The sequence below is a fragment of the Mesorhizobium sp. LjNodule214 genome (assembly GCF_964252735.1).
GTDB lineage: Bacteria > Pseudomonadota > Alphaproteobacteria > Rhizobiales > Rhizobiaceae > Mesorhizobium.
This window is the reverse complement of the sequence record NZ_CAXUPE020000003.1, coordinates 1235239-1254903: the sequence shown is the minus strand read 5'-3', so window position 1 is coordinate 1254903 and position 19665 is coordinate 1235239. Positions and strand designations below refer to the sequence as shown.

Here is a 19665-nt window from a genome sequence, read left to right as displayed (position 1 = left end):
CCCGATCCTTTCGCATCGCACCTAATACGAAAGTCATGATTCCAAGGTCGGTCTGCCTCCGGCCGCTGCTTTCTGTCATTTTTGCGCCGTTGGCTGGCTTTGAGTCTGCGTTCAGAGGGAACGCGGACGAGGGCGCGCAGCATCGAGGACAGACGAGATCTCAAGGGAGGACATTTTCATGGCAATGGCATCGACCGTCGGCGAAACCAGCCGCGGCATGACGCGAGAGGAAAAGAAGGTCATCTTCGCTTCCTCGCTCGGCACCGTTTTCGAATGGTACGATTTCTATCTCTACGGCTCGCTGGCCGCCTTTATCGGTGCCACCTTCTTCAGCCAGTATCCCGAAGCGACGCGCAACATCTTCGCCCTGCTGGCTTTCGCCGCAGGCTTCCTGGTGCGCCCGTTCGGCGCGCTGGTGTTCGGCCGTATCGGCGATCTCGTCGGCCGCAAATATACATTTCTCGTCACCATCCTGATCATGGGCAGCTCGACGTTCCTGGTCGGCCTGCTTCCAGGTTCCGCGAGCTGGGGCATCGCCGCTCCCATCATCCTGGTCGCGCTGCGTATGTTGCAGGGTCTGGCGCTCGGTGGTGAATATGGCGGTGCCGCGACCTATGTCGCCGAGCACGCGCCCGACGACCGCCGCGGTTTCTACACCTCATGGATCCAGACGACGGCGACGCTTGGCCTGTTCCTGTCGTTGATCGTCATCCTCGGCATCCAGGCGATGTTGAGCAAAGAGGACTTCGCCGCCTGGGGCTGGCGGATTCCATTCCTCGTTTCGGTCATCTTGCTCGGCATATCGGTCTGGATTCGCCTGACGCTCAGTGAATCGCCAACCTTTCAGCGGATGAAGGACGAGGGCAAGGGCTCCAAGGCTCCGCTGACGGAAGCCTTCGGTCAGTGGAAGAATGCCAAGATCGCCATCCTGGCCCTTCTCGGCCTCACCGCCGGCCAGGCCGTGGTCTGGTACTCCGGCCAGTTCTACGCGCTGTTCTTCCTGCAGAACGTTCTCAAGGTCGATCTGCAGACGGTCAACATCCTGATCGCCATCGCCTTGGCGTTGGGCTCCATCTTCTTTGTTGTGTTCGGCTGGCTCTCCGACAAGATCGGCCGCAAGCCGATCATCATGGCGGGGCTGGCTCTGGCGATCTTCACCTACTTCCCGCTGTTCAAGGCATTGACCTGGGCGGCCAATCCGACGCTGGCCGCCGCGCAGGAGAACACGCGTGCGACGGTCACCGTGGCTCCCGGCGACTGCAAGTTCCAGTTCAACCCGGTCGGCACGGCGAAGTTCACCACGTCCTGCGATATCGCCACCTCGTTCCTGGCCAAGAGTTCGGTGCCTTATGATATAGTCACCACCGCCGCACCTGGAACTGCGGCGACGGTCAAGGTCGGCAGCGAGACGGTCGAGTCTTATGATGCGGTCGCTGCCGGCGATCAGGCCAAGGCCAAGGATGGCGCCTTCACCAAGGCGGTCAACATGGCACTCAAGGATGGCGGCTATCCGCTGAAGCGTGCCGCTTCCAAGGTCGCCGACCAGAAGCTTGACGCCTTCGTCGCGGCCAATCCCGAACTGAAGCTCGATGCCGTCGCCATTCGTGCCGGCGAGAAGGCGACGGTTCCGGTCGCCCAGGCGGTCACGGATAAGGTGCTGACGGCCGATGAAGCCGCTGGCGCCACCGACGTGACCGTCTACAACATCCCAGCGTCCGGCGCGTTTGCGATGTTTGCCGATCCCGCGCAGGTCAACTGGACAAAGGTCACCGGCATCCTGTTTATCCTGATCCTCTACGTGACCATGGTTTACGGACCGATCGCCGCGATTCTGGTCGAGATGTTCCCGACCCGTATCCGCTATACCGGCATGTCGCTGCCCTATCACATCGGCAACGGCTGGTTCGGCGGCCTGCTCCCGGCGACGGTCTTCGCCTTGAGCGCGGCCAAGGGCGACATCTATTATGGTCTCTGGTACCCGATCGTGATCGCAGCGATGACGCTGATCATCGGCATGATCTTCGTCAAGGATACGCTGGGAACCGACCTGCACGCCAAGTAGCCGACGGCTCCGGTACAAAGAAAAAGCCCGGCGCGAGCGATCGCGCCGGGCTTTTTAATTCATCAGAAGCGATGCGCAAGGGTCTAAAGCGCGTCGCGTTGAAATGGATTCAGTTGTTTTTATGCATGTCGTTATCCCAAAACCGCTGCGCACTTTTGGGCGACATGCATTAGCTCTTCCGATCCTGTTGCGCTTCCTCGATGGCTGCCTCGTGATACCAGCCGCTGCCGAAATCCGTGAGATCATTGCGCAAAGAGGCAAGCTCTGCCGCGAACTTAGCCTTTCCGCTTAAATTTGAGGCAACTGCGCGGGCTGCCACCGGGAACATCAGGATTTTGGCCGACGGACGGGTAGAAACGATTTCCATTGTCGGGCTCCTTTCTTGTGCTGAGGCTTGTCGATTCAGCTTTCCAGCAAGATAGGTCCTGCGAGTCATTTAGGCAATATGCCTACGAAAAGATCAGTATTTGCACAATATTTATGCATGATATGCTTTTGATCGATCTAGGCGCATTGCTGAGGCGGTTCAGCAAATTCAACGCGATGCCCCGACCATTTTGCCGCACCCGCTGGAGCGCGAGTGGCACACGATTTGCATTTTAACGGTCCGGCAGGTCGGCTCGATCCGGCCATGCGTCGACACCGTGTGCGGTGGTCAAGCAACGAGAGGCTCTAGAATGACCAAATACAAGCTCGAGTATATCTGGCTCGATGGATACACCCCGGTCCCCAATCTTCGCGGCAAGACCCAGATCAAGGACTATGCCGAATTCCCGACGCTCGAGCAGCTGCCGCTGTGGGGCTTCGACGGTTCCTCGACACAGCAGGCCGAAGGCCACAGCTCCGACTGCGTGCTGAAGCCGGTCGCGGTGTTCCCGGATCCGGCCCGCACCAATGGCGTGCTGGTGATGTGCGAAGTCATGATGCCAGATGGCGTGACGCCGCATAGCTCCAACAAGCGCGCCACCATCCTCGATGACGAGGGCGCCTGGTTCGGCTTCGAGCAGGAATATTTCTTCTACAAGGACGGCCGTCCGCTCGGCTTCCCGGAGAGCGGCTATCCGGCGCCGCAGGGCCCGTATTACACCGGCGTCGGCTACTCGAATGTCGGTTCGGTCGCGCGCCAGATCGTCGAGGAGCATCTCGACCAGTGCCTCGCCGCCGGCATCAACCATGAAGGCATCAACGCCGAAGTGGCCAAGGGCCAGTGGGAATTCCAGATCTTCGGCAAGGGCTCAAAGAAGGCCGCCGACCAGATGTGGATGGCGCGCTACCTGATGCAGCGCCTGACCGAGAAGTACGGCATCGACATCGAATATCACTGCAAGCCGCTCGGCGACACCGACTGGAACGGCTCGGGCATGCACGCCAACTTCTCGACCGCCTATATGCGCGACGTCGGCGGCAAGGCCTATTTCGAAGCGCTGATGGCCGCCTTCGACAAGAACCTGATGGATCACATCGCCGTCTACGGCCCGGACAACGACAAGCGTCTGACCGGCAAGCACGAGACCGCGCCGTGGAACAAGTTCAGCTACGGCATCGCCGACCGCGGCGCTTCGATCCGCGTGCCGCATTCGTTCATCAACAACGGCTACAAGGGCTATCTGGAAGACCGTCGCCCGAACTCGCAGGGCGACCCCTACCAGATCGCCTCGCAGATCCTGAAGACGATCGCGTCGGTTCCGGCCAGCGGCGAGGTATCGGCCGCCGCCTGACCCCTTGCCACGGCACGGGCCGGATGGCCCGCACTGTGCTGTTAAACCGGCTCCTGGAAGGCCCTGGCGGAGACGCCGGGGCTTTTTTTTGTGGGACGTTTGGTGGCCGGCAACAATGCGGCGGATCGGCTCCGCCAGGTTGCGGCTCATTGAGCCAAAATGAAAAAACCCTCGGAGGCGACCTCCGAGGGCTTCAAATCTCAATCCGATCAGAAGCTTAGACCGAATAGTACATGTCGTATTCGACCGGATGCGGGGTCATTTCGAAGCGCATCACCTCGGCCATCTTGAGCTCGATGTAGCTGTCGATCTGGTCGTCGTCGAAGACGCCGCCGGCTTTCAGGAAGCCGCGGTCCTTGTCGAGGCTCTGCAGGGCTTCGCGCAGTGAGCCGCAGACGGTCGGTATCTTCTTCAATTCCTTCGGCGGCAGGTCGTAGAGATCCTTGTCCATGGGCTGCCCCGGATGGATCTTGTTCTTGATGCCGTCGAGGCCGGCCATCAGCATGGCAGCGAAGGCGAGGTAGGGGTTCGCGCCCGGATCGGGGAAGCGGACCTCGACGCGCTTGGCCTTCGGCGACGAGCCAAACGGAATGCGGCAGGACGCCGAACGGTTGCGCGCCGAGTAGGCGAGCAGCACCGGCGCTTCATAGCCCGGCACCAGACGCTTGTAGGAATTGGTCAGCGGGTTGGTGAAGGCATTAATGGCCTTGGCGTGCTTGATGATGCCGCCGATGTAGAACAGGCAGCTCTCCGACAGGCCGGCATACTCGTTACCGGCGAAGGTCGGCTTGCCGCCCTTCCAGATCGACTGGTGGACGTGCATGCCCGAGCCATTGTCGCCGAAGATCGGCTTCGGCATGAAGGTGGCCGTCTTGCCGTAGGCGTTGGCGACCTGGTGCACGACGTACTTGTAGATCAGCATCTTGTCGGCGTTGCGGACGAGCGTGTCGAACTTGATGCCAAGCTCGTGCTGGGCGGCGGCGACCTCATGGTGATGCTTTTCGACGCGCACGCCCATTTCGGCAAGCACGGTCAGCATTTCCGAACGCATGTCCTGCGCGGAATCGATGGGCGGCACAGGGAAATAGCCGCCCTTGATGCGCGGACGATGGCCGAGGTTGCCGGTCTCGTAGTCGGTGTCGTCATTGGACGGCAGTTCGGTCGAATCCAGCCGGAAGCCGGTGTTATAAGGGTCGGCCTTGTACTTGACGTCGTCGAAGACGAAGAACTCGGCTTCCGGGCCGACATAGATGGTGTCGCCGATGCCTTCCGACTTCATGTAGGCCTCGGCCTTCTTGGCGGTACCGCGCGGATCGCGGTTGTAGGATTCGCCGGAGACCGGATCGAGGATGTCGCACAGGATGACCATGGTCGACTGGGCGAAGAACGGGTCCATATGCACCGTGTCGGGGTCGGGCATCAGCACCATGTCGGACTCGTTGATCGCCTTCCAGCCGGCGATCGAGGAGCCGTCGAACATGACGCCATCGGCGAACATGTCTTCCTCGACCTCGACGACATCCATCGTCACGTGCTGCAGCTTGCCCTTCGGATCGGTGAAGCGCAGGTCGACGAATTTCACGTCGTTGTCCTTGATCTGCTTCATGATGTCTTTGGCTGTCGTCATGTCATGTCTTCCCTGTGCGCTGACGGTTCGAGGAAACTGAAATCAGAAAGCTCAGACGGCGTCCATACCCGTTTCACCGGTGCGGATACGAACGACTTCCTCGATGTTGGAGACGAAGATCTTGCCGTCGCCGATACGGCCAGTCTGCGCCGCCTTGCGGATGGCCTCGATGGCGCCTTCGACCGCATCGTCGCCGAGCACGACCTCGATCTTCACCTTGGGCAGGAAATCGACGACATATTCCGCGCCCCGGTAAAGTTCGGTATGGCCCTTCTGTCGGCCGAAGCCCTTGGCCTCGGTGACGGTGATGCCTTGCAGCCCGGCCTCCTGAAGCGCTTCCTTCACTTCGTCTAGCTTGAACGGCTTGATGATCGCTTCGATCTTTTTCATGTAAAAAATGGCCTCCACTGCCAAAAAGACGGGTTGTGAGCCCCGCTTGCGCCTCCTTCAAGCACGAACTGTGCCAATTTCGGCTAAAACAAAGCGGTATCACGCGATTTCAACACCATGCCGCCACCCGATGCATATTCGCGTCATTCGCTGCATTGGAAGCGGCATGGACACTTAAAGCCTAGACACAGCGGTTGCGATTGTCCGCCTAATAATTAGGCAAGTCGTACATTTTGCGGGCAGTTTGCGCGGCGCTTCGTTCCTCCAACGATGCTTTCGCTCTCGCAATCCGCCTCTCGGCGTTTGCGTCAGACTTAAAACTGGACAATGCTCGATTGAAATGCGGACGGCAATCCATGAGCAACGAACTTCTGTCTCCGGCCGAAATGGGCGAAGCCGACCGGCTGGCGATCGCCGCCGGCCCGCTGGATGGCTTCGGCCTCATGCGCCGTGCCGGCGAAGCGGTGGCCGCCGTGGTGCTGGCGCGCTATCCGGCCGCGGCACGCGTGCATGTGCTGTGTGGTCCCGGCAACAATGGCGGCGACGGCTATGTCGTTGCCGGCGTGCTGCATGACAGCGGCGTCGATGTCCGGGTGTGGGCATCGGGCCCGCCCAGGGCAGGCAGCGATGCGGCCATGGCCGCCGCCGAATGTCCGGTCGCATCCCGGCCGCTGTCGGCATTCAGCGCCGAGAAGAACGCGGTCGTGGTCGACGCGCTCTATGGGGCAGGGCTGTCCAAGGCGCTGTCGGGTGATGCAGCCCGGGCGGTCGAGATCGCCACAGCGCTGAACCTGCCGCTCGTCGCCGTCGACCTGCCGTCCGGCGTTTCCGGCGAAAGCGGCAACAGACCGGGGCAGGCGTTCCGCGCCGACGTCACCGTTACCTTCGCGCGCAAGAAACCCGGCCACCTGCTGCTGCCGGGGCGCGAGTTGTGCGGTGAGATCGTGCTTGCCGATATCGGTATCGGGGCCGAAGTGATTGCGCAACTCAAGACGCAGACCTTCGAGAACGTACCCGCTCTTTGGCGGGACGCGCTTCCCGTGCCGGCGGTCGATGCACACAAATACAGGCGTGGCCATGCCGGGGTCTTTTCCGGCGGGCCATCGTCGACGGGTGCTGCGCGGCTGTCGGCGCTTGCCGCCGCCAGGACCGGGGCAGGGGCGGTGACGGTGCTGTCGCCGGCGAACGCCATGCAGGTGAATGCCGCGCACCTCACCTCGATCATGCTGCGCAAGGCCGATACGGTCGACGATGTGCACGATTTCATCGCTGAACGGCGGCCATCGGCCTTCGTCCTCGGTCCTGGGTTCGGGGTTGGTGACAAGACCCGGGATTTTGCCCTGGCGATACTTGGTGCCGGACAGCAAGGTGCCGCCGGCCGGATCGACGGGCTGGTGCTCGATGCCGACGGCATCACCTCGTTTCGCGAAGAGCCGGATACGCTGTTCGACACGGTGCGCCGATCGGAAGCCCCGGCGCTGGTGATGACGCCGCATGAGGGCGAATTCGGGCGGCTCTTCCCTGAAATTGCAGGCGACAACGCGCTCTCCAAGCTGGCCAAGGCGCGCGCGGCTGCTCAGCGCTCCAATGGTGTCGTCGTCTACAAGGGCGCCGACACGGTGATCGCGGCGCCGAATGGCTTGGCGGCGATCAACAGCAATGGCGCGCCCTGGCTCGCCACCGCTGGCTCTGGCGATGTGCTGGCGGGCATCATCGCTGGACTGTTGGCGCAAGGCATGCCGCCTTTCGAGGCTGCTTGCGCGGCGGCGTGGATCCATGCCGAGGCGGGCAGCCGCTTCGGGCCGGGGCTGATCGCCGAGGATCTGCCGCTTGCCATGGTGCCGGTGCTGCTCGAGTTGATCCGCAGCCGCAAGGGAATCGCTGGATGACCCAACGCTTCACGCTGATTGCCGGATTTCTTGTCGCGTTCTTGATGGCGCAGATGGCGCGCGCCGAGGGTCCGGTGACCATGGTCGACGATCCGGCGGTTCTCACCGCCCTCGACGCCAGGGGTTTTGGCTTTGCCGGAGTTTTCGGTGTCGATGGCGAGAACGACCTGAAGGCCCTCTATGACGAGGCGCCGGCCTATCACGCGATCGTCGACACGGTGGCAGGCGACGTCGCCGCCTTGCGGGCGGAAATGAAGGCCGGCGGGCGGCCGCTCTATGAGGTGACCGACGGCAATGTCGGGCGCATCATGGACATGCGCTGGCTGAAGACCGATGCCGCGCGCTTCCGTCTGGTCGGTGTCGTCAACCGGATCGACCGGCGCGATTTCGCCAAGGTGCAGGGCGAGGGCAGCTGCGGCGAGGTGCGGTTCATCTACCGGCTTGCCTACAGCTTCAAGAAGAACGGCAAGATCCTGGCCTCGCGCCTGCCGTTCAATTTCAACGCCGTCTACAGCGCCGCGCCGGATGCCGACGGCGGCTGCGTCGGCGTTGCGGGGCGCTGGACGCCGCAGCTCGACGAGAGCGTCGATGCCGGCTGGCTTGTTGGAGGGCCGCTGGAAAAGGCCGGCCTCAACTTCAAGCAGCTTGAGCTCAACGCACAGATCGTCCGCTTTCCGTCCGGCCAGGAGACCGAGTTCGGCGGACAGGCCGCCTATCTGATGCGGATCTTCGACTTTGACGGTGCCGCCATCGCCGAGAAGCCGCTGGAAAACACGCCGGATACGGCGCGGCTGACGCAAGATGCAGCGCTCAAGAAAAGGCTTGCCGACTATATCAGTGACAACGTGGCGGCGGTCGATCTCGGCGTCTACGAAATCCCCGAGGAATTCTTGGCCAAAAAGGTCATTTCGTGGTCGACCTTCGGCAGCGCCAGGCAGGCCAACCACCCGTTTACGCCTTTGTTCCAGCCAACGGATTTCGGCGGGCTGGATTATTCCGGGCTGAAGCTGGTGCGCACACCGGAGGCGCTGGTCGAGCGGCTGGACAATGGCACCTGCCAGGGCTGCCATCAGGCGGGCTCCACCGCCGGCTTCCATTTCATCGGCCTCGACGACAGAACGACGTCGCCGCTCAACCGCATCGAGGTCGGCATATCTCCGCATCTGCATGCGGAGATACCGCGCCGCGAGGCCTGGCTGCGCGCCACGGCCGAGGGCAAGGAGCCGAACGGTTTTCGGCCGCTGTCCTTCGCGCCGCCGGCCGCCTGGACGGATGCGGGCGAGGTCGACTACGCGCCGGCCGAGCTGGCTATGCCGTGCCTGGTGCCGGAGGACGCCGCCCGCTTCGGCGCCACCTGGCAATGCGGCGGCGGCACTGTCTGTACGCAGCTGGCCACCGCTTCAGGCGTGCGCACCAAGCTCGCGCAATGCTTGCTGCCCAAGGATAGCAAGGACATGTTTTCCGGCCATCCATGCCTGACCGGCTCGATCGCCAGCAACGAGACGCAGCCTTTCAACGATCGTTACAAGATCACCGGGCAGTTCGCCGCTTTCGCGACCGATATTTCACGCACCGCCTATACCTGCCGTCCACCGAAGATCGGCGTGCCGGCCGGCATCGCCTATCGCGGCTGCGACGACAAGGATCGCACCTTCGCCGCCTTCAAGGCGGGCAAGCCGGTGCCCAACGAGATCTGCGGGCTGGTTGGCGGGAAAAAGTTCGATACCTGCGTGGCGACCAACAATTTCGACCAGTGCCTCGACGGCGCGGTCAATCGCGGCAACAGGCCGGCCTGCTCAGCGGATCATTTCTGCCGCGAGGACTATATGTGCCAGTCGCTGCCACCCGACACGCCTGGTGTCGGCAAGGTAAAAGGCATCGGCTTCTGCTCGCCGACCTACTTCATCTTCCAGATGCGCATCGACAACCATGCAACGCCATGGGCGAGTGCGGCGCGTGCGACAATGGGCGCGGGCTTCGGCGCGGCAGCAGGGGAATAGCCGCCAGTTCAGGCGCCTTGCGGGTGGCGCGCTACAGCGTCCGCCAGGGCCGCAAGCACTCTCTCTTCGCTGACATCGCGCGTATGCTCGATCCAGCTTGGCGTCGAAATCGGCGGCTCGACATACCGAACCTGGTCGTTCACAGGACCGGTTTCGTAGGGGCGGTTCGACCCGAAGATGAGCACGCACGGCCCGCCCAAAGCCGCGGCCGCATGCGCGATGCCGCCATCGACGCCGAGGAAGACGGTCGAGGCAGCGATCTGGCACATGGCGTCGGTGATGTCAGGGGTTGACGTGAAATCCACCGCCTCCGGAAGCGCTGCCCGGATCTGGGCGGCGGCCTCGCGTTCGCGCGGACCGCCGACAATCCATACAGACCAGCCGCGCTTGGCGTGATCCCTGGCGACCGAGACGAAACGCTCCGCCGGCCATGAGCGGAAGTTGGCAAAGTCCGACGTGTAGAGCACCAGCGCCGGCCTTGCTGCGTCGATCCGATGCCGGACGCGCCAAGCCGACAGTTCCTCGGGCGAGATCACCATTCGCGGCGGCGGAAGCCGCGTTCCGTCAACCGGCTTCTCACCCAGCATGGCGATCGCGCAGACCTGCTCGAACAGCCTTGTCTTGCGAGGGCCGAAAGCCACCAAACTCTTCAGCCAGTCGGCCGGCAGCCGGTTGACGATGCCGAACTGCAATTCGCGCGGATAGCCGATGCGCTCGGGGATGCCCGCCATCCAAGGCACCAGGGCCGCCTTGGTGCTGCTGGTGAGAAGATAGCACGCGCGATAATTCTGCTCGCGAAGTTGGCGGGCCAGTTGCATGCGCATGCCGAAACCAGCCTGCAAGTGCCGCTTCTCCAGCACCCAGGCTTTCCTAACGTGAGGCATCAGCCGCGCGAGGGGCGCTGCAAGCGGCGAGGTGATGACATCGAGGGGATGGCCGGGAAACCGTTCGGCGATGACCAGAATGGCCGAATGGCAACGAACGAAATCGCCGATCGCCGGCAAACAGAAGACGAGGATTGGATCCAAAAGTTTGACTACCTATTCGATTGGGAGAAGGTCTGCCGCGATGGCGTGGCTCACTCAGAGCGGAATATTGTCGTGCTTCTTCCAGGGGTTTTGCATGTCCTTGTTGCGCAACATGCGCAGCGCCCGCGCGATGCGGCGGCGGGTCGAGTGCGGCATGATCACCTCATCGACATAGCCGCGCTCGGCGGCGACAAAGGGTGACAGGAAGCGGTCCTCGTAAGCCTTTGTATGCGCTGCGATCTTTTCCGCATCACCGATGTCCTTGCGGTAGATGATCTCGACCGCGCCCCTGGCGCCCATCACCGCGATCTGCGCCGTCGGCCAGGCATAGTTCATGTCGCCGCGCAAATGTTTCGAGGCCATGACGTCATAGGCGCCGCCATAGGCTTTTCTTGTGATGACGGTGATCTTCGGCACGGTCGCCTCGGCGTAGGCGAACAACAGCTTGGCGCCGTGCTTGATCAGTCCGCCATATTCCTGCGCGGTGCCGGGCAGGAAGCCCGGAACGTCGACGAAGGTGACGATCGGGGTCGAAAAACAGTCGCAGAAGCGCACGAAGCGCGCCGCCTTGCGGCTGGCGTCGGAATCAAGCACGCCGGCCAGCACCATCGGTTGGTTGGCGACGAAGCCGACGGTGCGACCCTCGACACGGCCGAAACCGGTGACGATGTTTTTGGCAAAGCTCTGCTGGATCTCGAAGAAGTCGCCCTCATCGGCAACTTTGAGGATCAGTTCCTTGATGTCGTAAGGTTTGTTGGCGTTGTCCGGGATCAGACGATCGAGCGACAGGTCGTTGTCGGTCACCGACTGGTAGCATTCGATCTCGGGAAGCTCGGCCGTGTTGGAGGCGGGCAGCAGGTCGACCAGCCGGCGCATCTGCAGCAGCGCCTCGACGTCATTGTCATAGGCGCCGTCGGCGATCGAGGATTTAGTCGTGTGGACGCTGGCGCCACCGAGGCTTTCGGCGGTCACCGTCTCGTTGGTGACGGTCTTCACCACGTCCGGCCCGGTGACGAACATGTAGGAGGTGTCGCGCACCATGAAGATGAAATCGGTCATGGCCGGCGAATAGACGTCGCCGCCGGCGCAAGGACCCATGATCAGCGAGATCTGCGGGATGACGCCGGAGGCGAGCACGTTGCGCTGGAAAATCTCGGCATAGCCGCCGAGTGCCGCCACGCCTTCCTGGATGCGGGCGCCGCCGGCATCGTAGAGGCCGATGATCGGCGCCCGGTTGCGCAGCGCCATTTCCTGCACCTTGACCACCTTCTCGGCATGGGCTTCCGACAGAGAGCCGCCGAAGACGGTAAAGTCCTTGGCGAAGAGATAGACCGGACGGCCGTTGACGGTACCCCAGCCGGTGACGACGCCATCGCCGGCGATCTTGGTCTTCTCCATGCCGAAATCGGTCGAGCGGTGCTCGACATACATGTCGAACTCCTCGAACGAGCCTTCGTCGAGAAAGACGTCGATGCGCTCGCGCGCCGTGAGCTTGCCCTTCTTGTGCTGGGCGTCGATGCGCGCCTGGCCGCCGCCCATGCGGGCGATCTCGCGGCGGCGCTCGAGTTCCTTCAGCACGTCCTTCATCGCCCGGTCCCCAATATGGAAAGTGGCATTTGTGGTAATGATGCCCGCAAGCGAGCGCAAGCGCCGCTTTCGCCCTCGATTTGTTGCGCTGCAACATCGAGCCCTTGCATTTCGATGCGAACTCAGCCATATGCAGCGGCATAGGCGCTTGGGCTGGCACTTTCCGGCCTTCTCGACGAATGAGACTGGTTGCGTCTGTTTTCCCTCTTTCCGGTTGATCGGCAAGGCGGCGAAAAAGCCCCGTGGCATGATGCCTGCGGGCACGACAGCGCAGCCGAGCGGACGAAGAACGTCCGCCGCCTTGTCGTTCCATGACAATTTTTTCGACGGCAGGTTGCGCCCTGCCGCCATCGATGTTTGCGGCCACAGGCCGCGTGAAAGAAGAATATTTTGACCAACGAAAACACTTTGTCCGGTAAGGACACTGGGGAACTCTCGGGTTTCGCAGCACTTGGAATTTCGGGCGCGCTGCTCAAGGCGACCCATGCCGCGGGCTTCACCGAGCCGAAGCCGATCCAGGTCCAGGCAATCCCGCCGCAGCTGGAAGGCCGTGACATTTTCGGCATCGCCCAGACCGGCTCCGGCAAGACGGCGGCCTTCGCGCTGCCGATCCTGTCGAAGATCATCGCGCTCGGCACCAAACGGCGCGCCAAGACGACCCGTGCGCTGATTCTGGCGCCGACGCGCGAACTTGCAGTGCAGATCGAGGATACAATCAAGATCCTCGCCAAGGGCGCACATGTCTCGACCGCGCTGGTGCTGGGCGGCGTCTCCCGCTTCAGCCAGGTGAAGAAGGTTGCTCCGGGCGTGGACATCCTGATCGCGACGCCCGGCCGTCTGACCGACCTGGTGCGCGAGGGTGACCTCATTCTCTCCGACACCAAATGGCTGGTGCTCGACGAGGGCGACCGCATGCTCGACATGGGTTTCATCAACGACGTCAAGCGCATCGCCAAGGCGACCGCGCCCGACCGTCAGACGGCACTGTTCTCGGCCACCATGCCGGATGAAATCGCCGAACTGGCCAAGGGCCTGCTGAAGAACCCGGTTCGCGTCGAGGTCTCGCCGCAGAGCACCGCGGCGGCCGAGATCGTGCAAGGCGTCGTCTTTGCCCGCACCAAGCAGAAGCGTCAGGTGCTGTCCAAGATGCTCGCCGACGAGGCGATGAAGTCCGTCATCATCTTTTCGCGCACCAAGCACGGCGCCGACAGGGTGACCAAGGATCTCGAGCGCGACGGTTTCAAGGCCGCCGTCATCCACGGCAACAAGTCGCAGAACGCCCGCCAGAAGGCGCTCAACGATTTCCGCGAGGGCTCGGTACGCATTCTGGTGGCGACCGATATCGCGGCGCGCGGCATCGACGTGCCCGGCATCAGCCATGTGGTGAACTTCGACCTGCCTGATGAAGCGGAAAGCTATGTCCACCGCATCGGCCGCACCGGCCGCAACGGCATGGACGGCATTGCTATTACGCTTTGCGATCCGTCCGAGAACAGCAAGCTGCGCCAGGTCGAGCGCATCATCCGCAGCAAGCTGCCGATCGTTGCCGACCATCTCGGCAGCCCCGATCCGCAGCGCAATCCTGCCGAGAAGAACGAGCGCTTCGAGCCGGCCAATGACCGCGCCGACCACAACGGCCGTCGCGACGGCAGGCGGCCGGGCGGCAACAACGGTTTCGGCAAGAAGCGGTTCGGCGACAAGCCGGCTGGCGATCGTCCGTTCACGGCCAAGCCGCAAGGCGAGCGCCCGGAGGGCCGCAAGCCGTTCAAGGGCAACAACAAGCGCCGTTTCGGCGGCAAGCGGCCGGCTACACGGGCTGCCTGAACCTGCTGCGCGGTCGAGCCTTGGGCCCGATCGCCGCTGACTGAAACAAGGGCGACCGAAGCGCTGCTTCGGTCGCCCTTTTCGTTTCGGGTCTATTCCGTGAGCGCCTTGACCCAGACGACGATGCGCTGCGCCAGGAAGGCCGTGGTCGACGGCGACAACGCGTCGCCGGCAATGACGTGGTTGTCCTGGTCGCCGGTGTCGTCGACCGGCACCAGTTCATGCGCGGCACCCCAGCGTCCGGCAACCTCGCGCGTGCGGTCGGGCCGTACCACTTTGTCCGAATCGGAAAAGATGAACAAAGCGGGGATGGTCGCCTTCTCCACCGGCGCGCCATGGGCAAGTTCCACCAGCGCCTCCATCGGCAGCGTTGCCGCCATCGGATATTTGTAGGTCCAGAACTTCTCGTGCAGCGCATTGCGCGTCGGGAAGCTGCGCTCCTTGCCGCCGACGAGTTCGGCGATCTGCTTGCCCCACGGCATGGTCAGGATCTCGGCACCGGAAGCCTTGACGCCGAAATTGGGCGAGATGAATGCGATCGCCACGACGCCGTCCGAGGCATCCGGCTGCGTCGCCGCCCAGGCCGCCAGCGAGCCGCCGGTCGAGGTGGCGATGACGATCACCTTGTCGCCGATCGCCCGGCCGATGGCGAGCGCTTCCTCATAGTCGTTGATCCAGGCATTGACGCTACCCTCAGCCATTGCGGCGCTGTCCTGACCATGGCCGGTGAGGCGGGTGTAGAAGAGGTTGGCGTCGAGCTGGTCTGCCACGTCATCGGGCAGCGGACGAACCTCTCCCTTCGACGCCGAGAATCCATGGATGTAGACGATCGCCAGCTTTGTCCTGGCGTGAACCATCGGGTCGGCCCAGATGATTTCCTTCTCCAGCCCGTCGCGGATATTGGGAACGGCGGCTTCTTCGCGCGCCAGATAGGCCTGCGGATCGTCGCCGATCCCCTTGGGATCGAAGCGGATCGTGGTGTCGACGGGAACGCGCGGGCCAAGCACGAAGGCCATGACAAGAACGACGGCGAGGCCCAACACCGCAAGCACGATCCGTCGCCCCATTAACAGACTCCACGCAATAATTCTCAACCTACGGGCGCGATCGCAAACAGGCAACGGGGCGCCTGTGGACGGCGCGGCCGCCACTTGTGGACGACGCGGTCGCCACCTGTGGACGGCGCGGCCGCCACTTGGACGGCGCCTTCGCTAATCCGCCTGCGCGGTCTATTCGCCGGGCGGCTTGCGGTCGAAATTGAGCGGCCGGGCCATCCAGGCGGTCGTCAGGCCGATCACCCATCGGCCGACCGGCCGCGGTAGCAGACCGAGCAGCTTCAGGGGCCAGCTTATGTGGTAGGGAAAGGTGACTTCGAAGCCGCCGGATCTGATGCCGCGCGCCATACGGCGCGAAGCGCGATGGACAGGCATAAGGCCCGGCATCGGCAGCATGTTCTTTTCCGTCAGTGGCGTGTCGACAAAGCCCGGGTTAATCACCTGGACGCGAATGTTCATCTTGTCGAAATCGTACTTCAGCGACTCGGCGAGGATGTTGATGGCCGCCTTGGTGCCGCCATAGGCCGCGGTGGTCGGCCAGCCGGAATAGGCCGTTACCGAGCCGACAAGCACGACATGGCCGCGCGAACGCACCCGCATGTGCTCGACGACGGGCACCAGGCCGTTGAGGATGCCGAAATAGTTGACCTCGAAGGACCGGCGGAAATCCCGCACGACCAGGTCTTCGCCGGGGGTGGCGATGTAGTTCCCGGCATTGAAGACGGCCAGCACGATCGGACCGAGATCCTTCTCGATCGCCGCGACCGTCGCTGCCATGCGCTGCTCGTCGGTGACGTCACAAGGAAAGGCGGTGACGCGGCCGGGCATCTGCGCTGTCTCGACGAGCAGCGTGTCGACCGGATCGTTGTCGAGTGCGGTCACCGCGACGGCATAGCCTTGCGCCGCAAGATCCTTGGCCAATGCGCGGCCGATGCCGCTGCTGCCGCCGGTGATCCAGGCGACACCGTGCTTCGGGTTGGCCCGATAGAGAGTCATGCTGCGCCCTGTGAATGTGTCGATAGTGCTCTAGCGGTGGATAAATCGAATGAAAAGGGCGCTTTTCGCGCGACGTGGAAATGAACATTTTGACAACACATCCGTTTTGAGACGCATCCTGGCAATTGCGGTGCCCGAAATGCCGCTAGTCCAGGCAAATTCTTGCCTTGAAACCGAAGCTTCGGGTTTCTAGGGTCTCGCCGCACCTACACAAGGAATCTCCATGCATCGTTCTGTGATCGAAGCGATTGGCAACACGCCCCTGATCCGCCTCAACAAAGCGTCGGAAGCAACCGGTTGCGAGATCCTGGGCAAGGCCGAATTCATGAATCCGGGTCAGTCGGTCAAGGACCGGGCCGGCCTGTTCATCATCCGCGACGCCGAACAGCGCGGGCTTTTGAAGCCGGGCGGCGTCATCGTCGAGGGAACGGCTGGCAACACCGGTATCGGCCTGACGCTGGTCGCCAAGGCGCTCGGTTATCGCACCGTGATCGTCATCCCGGACACGCAGAGCCAGGAGAAGAAGGACACGATCAAAATGCTCGGTGGCGAGCTGATCGAGGTGCCGGCGGTGCCTTACAAGAACCCCAACAATTACGTGAAGCTCTCGGGGCGCCTGGCCGAGCAGATGGCGCGTTCGGAGCCGAACGGCGCGATCTGGGCCAACCAGTTCGACAATGTCGCCAACCGCGACGGCCATATCCGCACCACCGCGCAGGAAATCTGGGCCCAGACCGGCGGCAAGGTCGATGGCTTTGTGTCGGCCGTCGGTTCCGGCGGGACGCTGGCCGGCGTTGGCCTTGGGTTGAAGGCCAAAAGCAACGACGTCAAGATCGCGCTCGCCGACCCGCTGGGAGCGGCACTCTACAGTTTCTACACCAGCGGCGAATTGAAGTCCGAGGGCAGCTCGATCACCGAAGGCATCGGCCAGGGGCGCATCACTGCCAACCTCGAAGGCTTCGCACCGGATTTTTCGTTCCAGATTCCGGATGAGGAAGCGCTGCCGATCGTCTTCGACCTGATCCAGGAAGAAGGGCTGTGCGTCGGCGGCTCGACCGGCATCAACATTGCCGGGGCGATCAGGCTGGCGCGCGAACTGGGTCCCGGCCACACCATCGTGACCCTCCTTTGCGACTACGGCACGCGCTACCAGTCGAAGCTGTTCAACCCCGAGTTCCTGCGCGAGAAGGGGCTGCCGGCGCCGGGCTGGATGGACGAGCAGAGCAAAATCTCGGTGCCGTTCGAAAAGGTCGCGTGATGGCACACAAGACCGAAGCGCTGTTTCGCGACGACGCCTATCTGAGGACGACTGATGCCACGGTCGTCGCCGTCAACGAGCGCGGCGGCATCATCCTCGACCGCTCGATCTTCTATGCGACGTCGGGCGGCCAGCCGGGCGACACCGGTGTGCTGGAGCGCGCCGATGGCAGCCGCATCGCCGTTGCCGCCACCATCACCGGCGAGACCAAGGACGAGATCATCCATGTTCCGTCGCCCGAGCAAGCGGTTCCTGGTGTCGGCGAGCGGCTGAAGCTCGCCATCGACTGGGAGCGACGACACCTTCTGATGCGCATGCATGCCGCCTGCCACTTGCTTACCGTTGTCTGTCCGTACCCGATCACCGGCGCTTCAGTTTCCGAGGACGACAGCCGCGTCGACTTCGACATTCCGGATGCCGGCTTCACCAAGGAGGACGTGACGGCGGGGCTGATGGAACTGGTGCGCGCCGACCATCCGATCTTCACCCGGCTGATCACCGACGAGGAACTGGCGGCCAATCCCGGCCTGGTGAAATCCAAGAATGTGCGGCCGCCTGTCGGCACCGGCATGATCCGGCTGGTCTGCATCGGCGAGAATGCCTCGATCGACAGCCAGCCTTGCGGCGGCACGCATGTGAAGAGCACCGGCGAAGTCGGTGAGATCCATATCGGCAAGATCGAAAAGAAAGGCCGCGAGAACCGGCGCTTCCGTATACGCTTCGGGCCGATGCCGGCGATCTGAATGTCAGTGCTGCCACAGGCGAGCAGGAGAAAAAGAATGGCCGAGGACAGTCCTTTCATCGTCGACGCGGACTGGCTGCAGCAGCGCCTGGGGGAGCCGGGCCTGACGGTCATCGATGCGTCCTGGTACCTTCCGGCGCAGAAGCGCGACGCGCGCGCCGAATACGAGGCGGCACATATTCCAGGCGCGCGGTTTCTCGACCAGGATGCGATCTCGGACCCGGAGTCCGGCCTGCCGCATACGCTGCCGTCGCCGCAGAATTTCGCGCAGTATGTTGGCGGCATGGGCGTTTCGGCCGACGATACGATCGTGGTCTATGACGGCCCCGGCTATTTTTCGGCGCCGCGCGGCTGGTGGATGTTCCGGGTCATGGGTGTCTTCCAGGTCTATATCCTGAGCGGCGGCTTCGACCGTTGGAAGGCGGAGGGTCGCCCGGTGACGGCGGAGCAGACGAAGATGGCACCTTGCATCTTCCATGCCGATTTCGACGCAGGTCGCGTCGTCAGCCTCGCCGAGATGCGCCGCATCGTCGACAAACGAGAAAGCCAGATCGCCGACGCGCGCTCCGCCGGCCGTTTCGCCGGTACCGAGCCTGAACCTCGCGCCGGCGTCCGTTCCGGCCATATGCCTGGCGCGCGCAATGTCCCGGTTACAGCACTCGCCGAGAACGGCGAATTGCTGCCCAAGGATCGCCTGCGCAAGGTGATCGAGGATGCCGGCATCGATCTGTCGAAACCGGTCGTCACGTCATGCGGCTCGGGCATCACTGCGGCGGCGATCTCGCTGGCGCTGGAGACGCTTGGCCATGCCGACAACAGGCTTTACGACGGTTCGTGGACCGAATGGGGCGGGCTTGGCGATACGCCGGTGGTGACGGGCAAGGAATGACGGTGATGGAAAACGGAGCGCTGGAAGACATCGACGTCACGGTGACGTTTCTCGAAATGCATGTGCCGCCGGCCTACTCGCCGCCGGTGCCGTACAACCGCCAGATTGCACTGCTGAAAACCAAGGATATTCCACTGCATTTCTACCGCTACCTGATGGATCGGGTGGGGCGGAAATGGCACTGGGTCAATGTGCTGCGGCTGGACGATGAGGAGCTTTCGGCCGATCTGCATCGCGAAGACCGCGACATCAGGGTGCTTTATCTCGACGGCGCGCCGGCCGGTTTCTTCGACCTCAAGCCGCATCTGCCGGAAGAAGTCGAGCTCGCCTATTTCGGCATGATGGAGCACGCCACCGGGCAAGGCATTGGCCGCTGGTTCCTGGGCGCGGCGATCGCCGCCGCTTGGTCCTACGGACCGAAGCGGGTGACGGTGCAGACCTGCACGCTCGACCATCCGGCGGCCTTGCCGCTCTACCAGAAACTCGGCTTTGCGCCGGTGGCGCAAAAGAAGGAGATCGTGCATCCGATGACCTTCGCCGAGCGCTCGGCCAGCGTCATGCGGCCGTAGCTGCCCAATCGCCGGGTGACGGTGCGTCGTT

Annotated in this window: 16 protein-coding genes; 9 read left to right on the top strand and 7 right to left on the bottom strand. The window is 63.0% G+C overall.

Features of this window, described 5'->3' with window-relative positions; translation table 11 throughout:
* Positions 1-178 precede the first annotated feature (178 nt).
* Positions 179-2062, top strand: coding sequence for an MFS transporter (locus tag ACSQ3Z_RS31560; RefSeq protein WP_436175116.1), 1884 nt, complete (start codon positions 179-181; stop codon positions 2060-2062).
* A 169-nt stretch (positions 2063-2231) separates the two neighbouring features.
* Here the strand turns inward: ACSQ3Z_RS31560 and ACSQ3Z_RS31555 are convergent, their stop codons facing one another.
* A complete protein-coding gene (locus ACSQ3Z_RS31555) occupies positions 2232-2429 on the bottom strand; it encodes a DUF2735 domain-containing protein (protein ID WP_436175115.1) in 198 nt (65 codons plus the stop codon).
* A 310-nt stretch (positions 2430-2739) separates the two neighbouring features.
* On the opposite strand from ACSQ3Z_RS31555, the gene ACSQ3Z_RS31550 reads away from it, so the two are divergent.
* Positions 2740-3780 carry a glutamine synthetase beta-grasp domain-containing protein gene (locus ACSQ3Z_RS31550; RefSeq protein WP_436175114.1) on the top strand — a complete coding sequence of 347 codons (1041 nt, stop codon included), beginning with the start codon at positions 2740-2742 and terminating at the stop codon, positions 3778-3780.
* Positions 3781-3997: 217 nt separating this feature from the next.
* On the opposite strand, the gene glnA is transcribed toward ACSQ3Z_RS31550, so the two are convergent.
* The gene (glnA, locus tag ACSQ3Z_RS31545) at positions 3998-5407 is read right to left on the bottom strand and encodes a type I glutamate--ammonia ligase (RefSeq protein ID WP_006205431.1); all 1410 of its coding nucleotides are present in this window, start codon (positions 5405-5407) and stop codon (positions 3998-4000) included.
* Positions 5408-5458: 51 nt separating this feature from the next.
* Positions 5459-5797: a P-II family nitrogen regulator gene (locus ACSQ3Z_RS31540; RefSeq protein WP_006205430.1), complete on the bottom strand. Its 339-nt coding sequence runs from the start codon at positions 5795-5797 to the stop codon at positions 5459-5461.
* A gap of 356 nt (positions 5798-6153) precedes the next feature.
* Between ACSQ3Z_RS31540 and ACSQ3Z_RS31535 the strand changes: the two genes are divergently transcribed.
* Positions 6154-7686, top strand: a complete 1533-nt coding sequence (locus ACSQ3Z_RS31535; RefSeq protein WP_436175113.1) for an NAD(P)H-hydrate dehydratase — start codon at positions 6154-6156, stop codon at positions 7684-7686.
* A complete protein-coding gene (locus tag ACSQ3Z_RS31530) occupies positions 7683-9686 on the top strand; it encodes a hypothetical protein (RefSeq protein ID WP_436175112.1) in 2004 nt (667 codons plus the stop codon). The genes ACSQ3Z_RS31535 and ACSQ3Z_RS31530 overlap by 4 nt, the downstream gene beginning before the upstream one ends.
* An 8-nt stretch (positions 9687-9694) precedes the next feature.
* Here the strand turns inward: ACSQ3Z_RS31530 and waaF are convergent, their stop codons facing one another.
* The gene (waaF, locus tag ACSQ3Z_RS31525; RefSeq protein ID WP_436175111.1) at positions 9695-10714 is read right to left on the bottom strand and encodes a lipopolysaccharide heptosyltransferase II; all 1020 of its coding nucleotides are present in this window, start codon (positions 10712-10714) and stop codon (positions 9695-9697) included.
* Between the two features lie 54 nt (positions 10715-10768).
* Positions 10769-12301: an acyl-CoA carboxylase subunit beta gene (locus ACSQ3Z_RS31520; protein ID WP_436175110.1), complete on the bottom strand. Its 1533-nt coding sequence runs from the start codon at positions 12299-12301 to the stop codon at positions 10769-10771.
* Between the two features lie 390 nt (positions 12302-12691).
* Here ACSQ3Z_RS31520 and ACSQ3Z_RS31515 point away from each other — a divergent pair, with 390 nt between their 5' ends.
* Positions 12692-14125: a DEAD/DEAH box helicase gene (locus tag ACSQ3Z_RS31515; protein WP_436175109.1), complete on the top strand. Its 1434-nt coding sequence runs from the start codon at positions 12692-12694 to the stop codon at positions 14123-14125.
* Positions 14126-14217: 92 nt separating this feature from the next.
* Here ACSQ3Z_RS31515 and ACSQ3Z_RS31510 read toward each other — a convergent pair whose 3' ends face one another.
* Together ACSQ3Z_RS31510 and ACSQ3Z_RS31505 are read right to left on the bottom strand one after the other, a co-directional pair.
* Complete coding sequence (locus tag ACSQ3Z_RS31510) at positions 14218-15192, bottom strand: alpha/beta hydrolase (RefSeq protein WP_436175108.1); 975 nt, start codon at positions 15190-15192, stop codon at positions 14218-14220.
* A 162-nt stretch (positions 15193-15354) separates the two neighbouring features.
* Positions 15355-16176, bottom strand: a complete 822-nt coding sequence (locus ACSQ3Z_RS31505; protein WP_436175107.1) for an SDR family oxidoreductase — start codon at positions 16174-16176, stop codon at positions 15355-15357.
* A 223-nt stretch (positions 16177-16399) separates the two neighbouring features.
* On the opposite strand from ACSQ3Z_RS31505, the gene ACSQ3Z_RS31500 reads away from it, so the two are divergent.
* The 4 genes from ACSQ3Z_RS31500 to ACSQ3Z_RS31485 are packed head-to-tail and all read left to right on the top strand — an operon-like array spanning position 16400 to position 19634.
* The gene (locus tag ACSQ3Z_RS31500) at positions 16400-17434 is read left to right on the top strand and encodes a cysteine synthase A (protein ID WP_436175106.1); all 1035 of its coding nucleotides are present in this window, start codon (positions 16400-16402) and stop codon (positions 17432-17434) included.
* A complete protein-coding gene (locus tag ACSQ3Z_RS31495) occupies positions 17434-18177 on the top strand; it encodes an alanyl-tRNA editing protein (protein ID WP_436175105.1) in 744 nt (247 codons plus the stop codon). The genes ACSQ3Z_RS31500 and ACSQ3Z_RS31495 overlap by 1 nt, the downstream gene beginning before the upstream one ends.
* A gap of 36 nt (positions 18178-18213) precedes the next feature.
* A complete protein-coding gene (gene sseA / locus ACSQ3Z_RS31490; RefSeq protein ID WP_436175104.1) occupies positions 18214-19065 on the top strand; it encodes a 3-mercaptopyruvate sulfurtransferase in 852 nt (283 codons plus the stop codon).
* Positions 19066-19070: 5 nt separating this feature from the next.
* Positions 19071-19634, top strand: a complete 564-nt coding sequence (locus ACSQ3Z_RS31485) for a GNAT family N-acetyltransferase (RefSeq protein ID WP_436175103.1) — start codon at positions 19071-19073, stop codon at positions 19632-19634.
* Positions 19635-19665 lie beyond the last annotated feature (31 nt).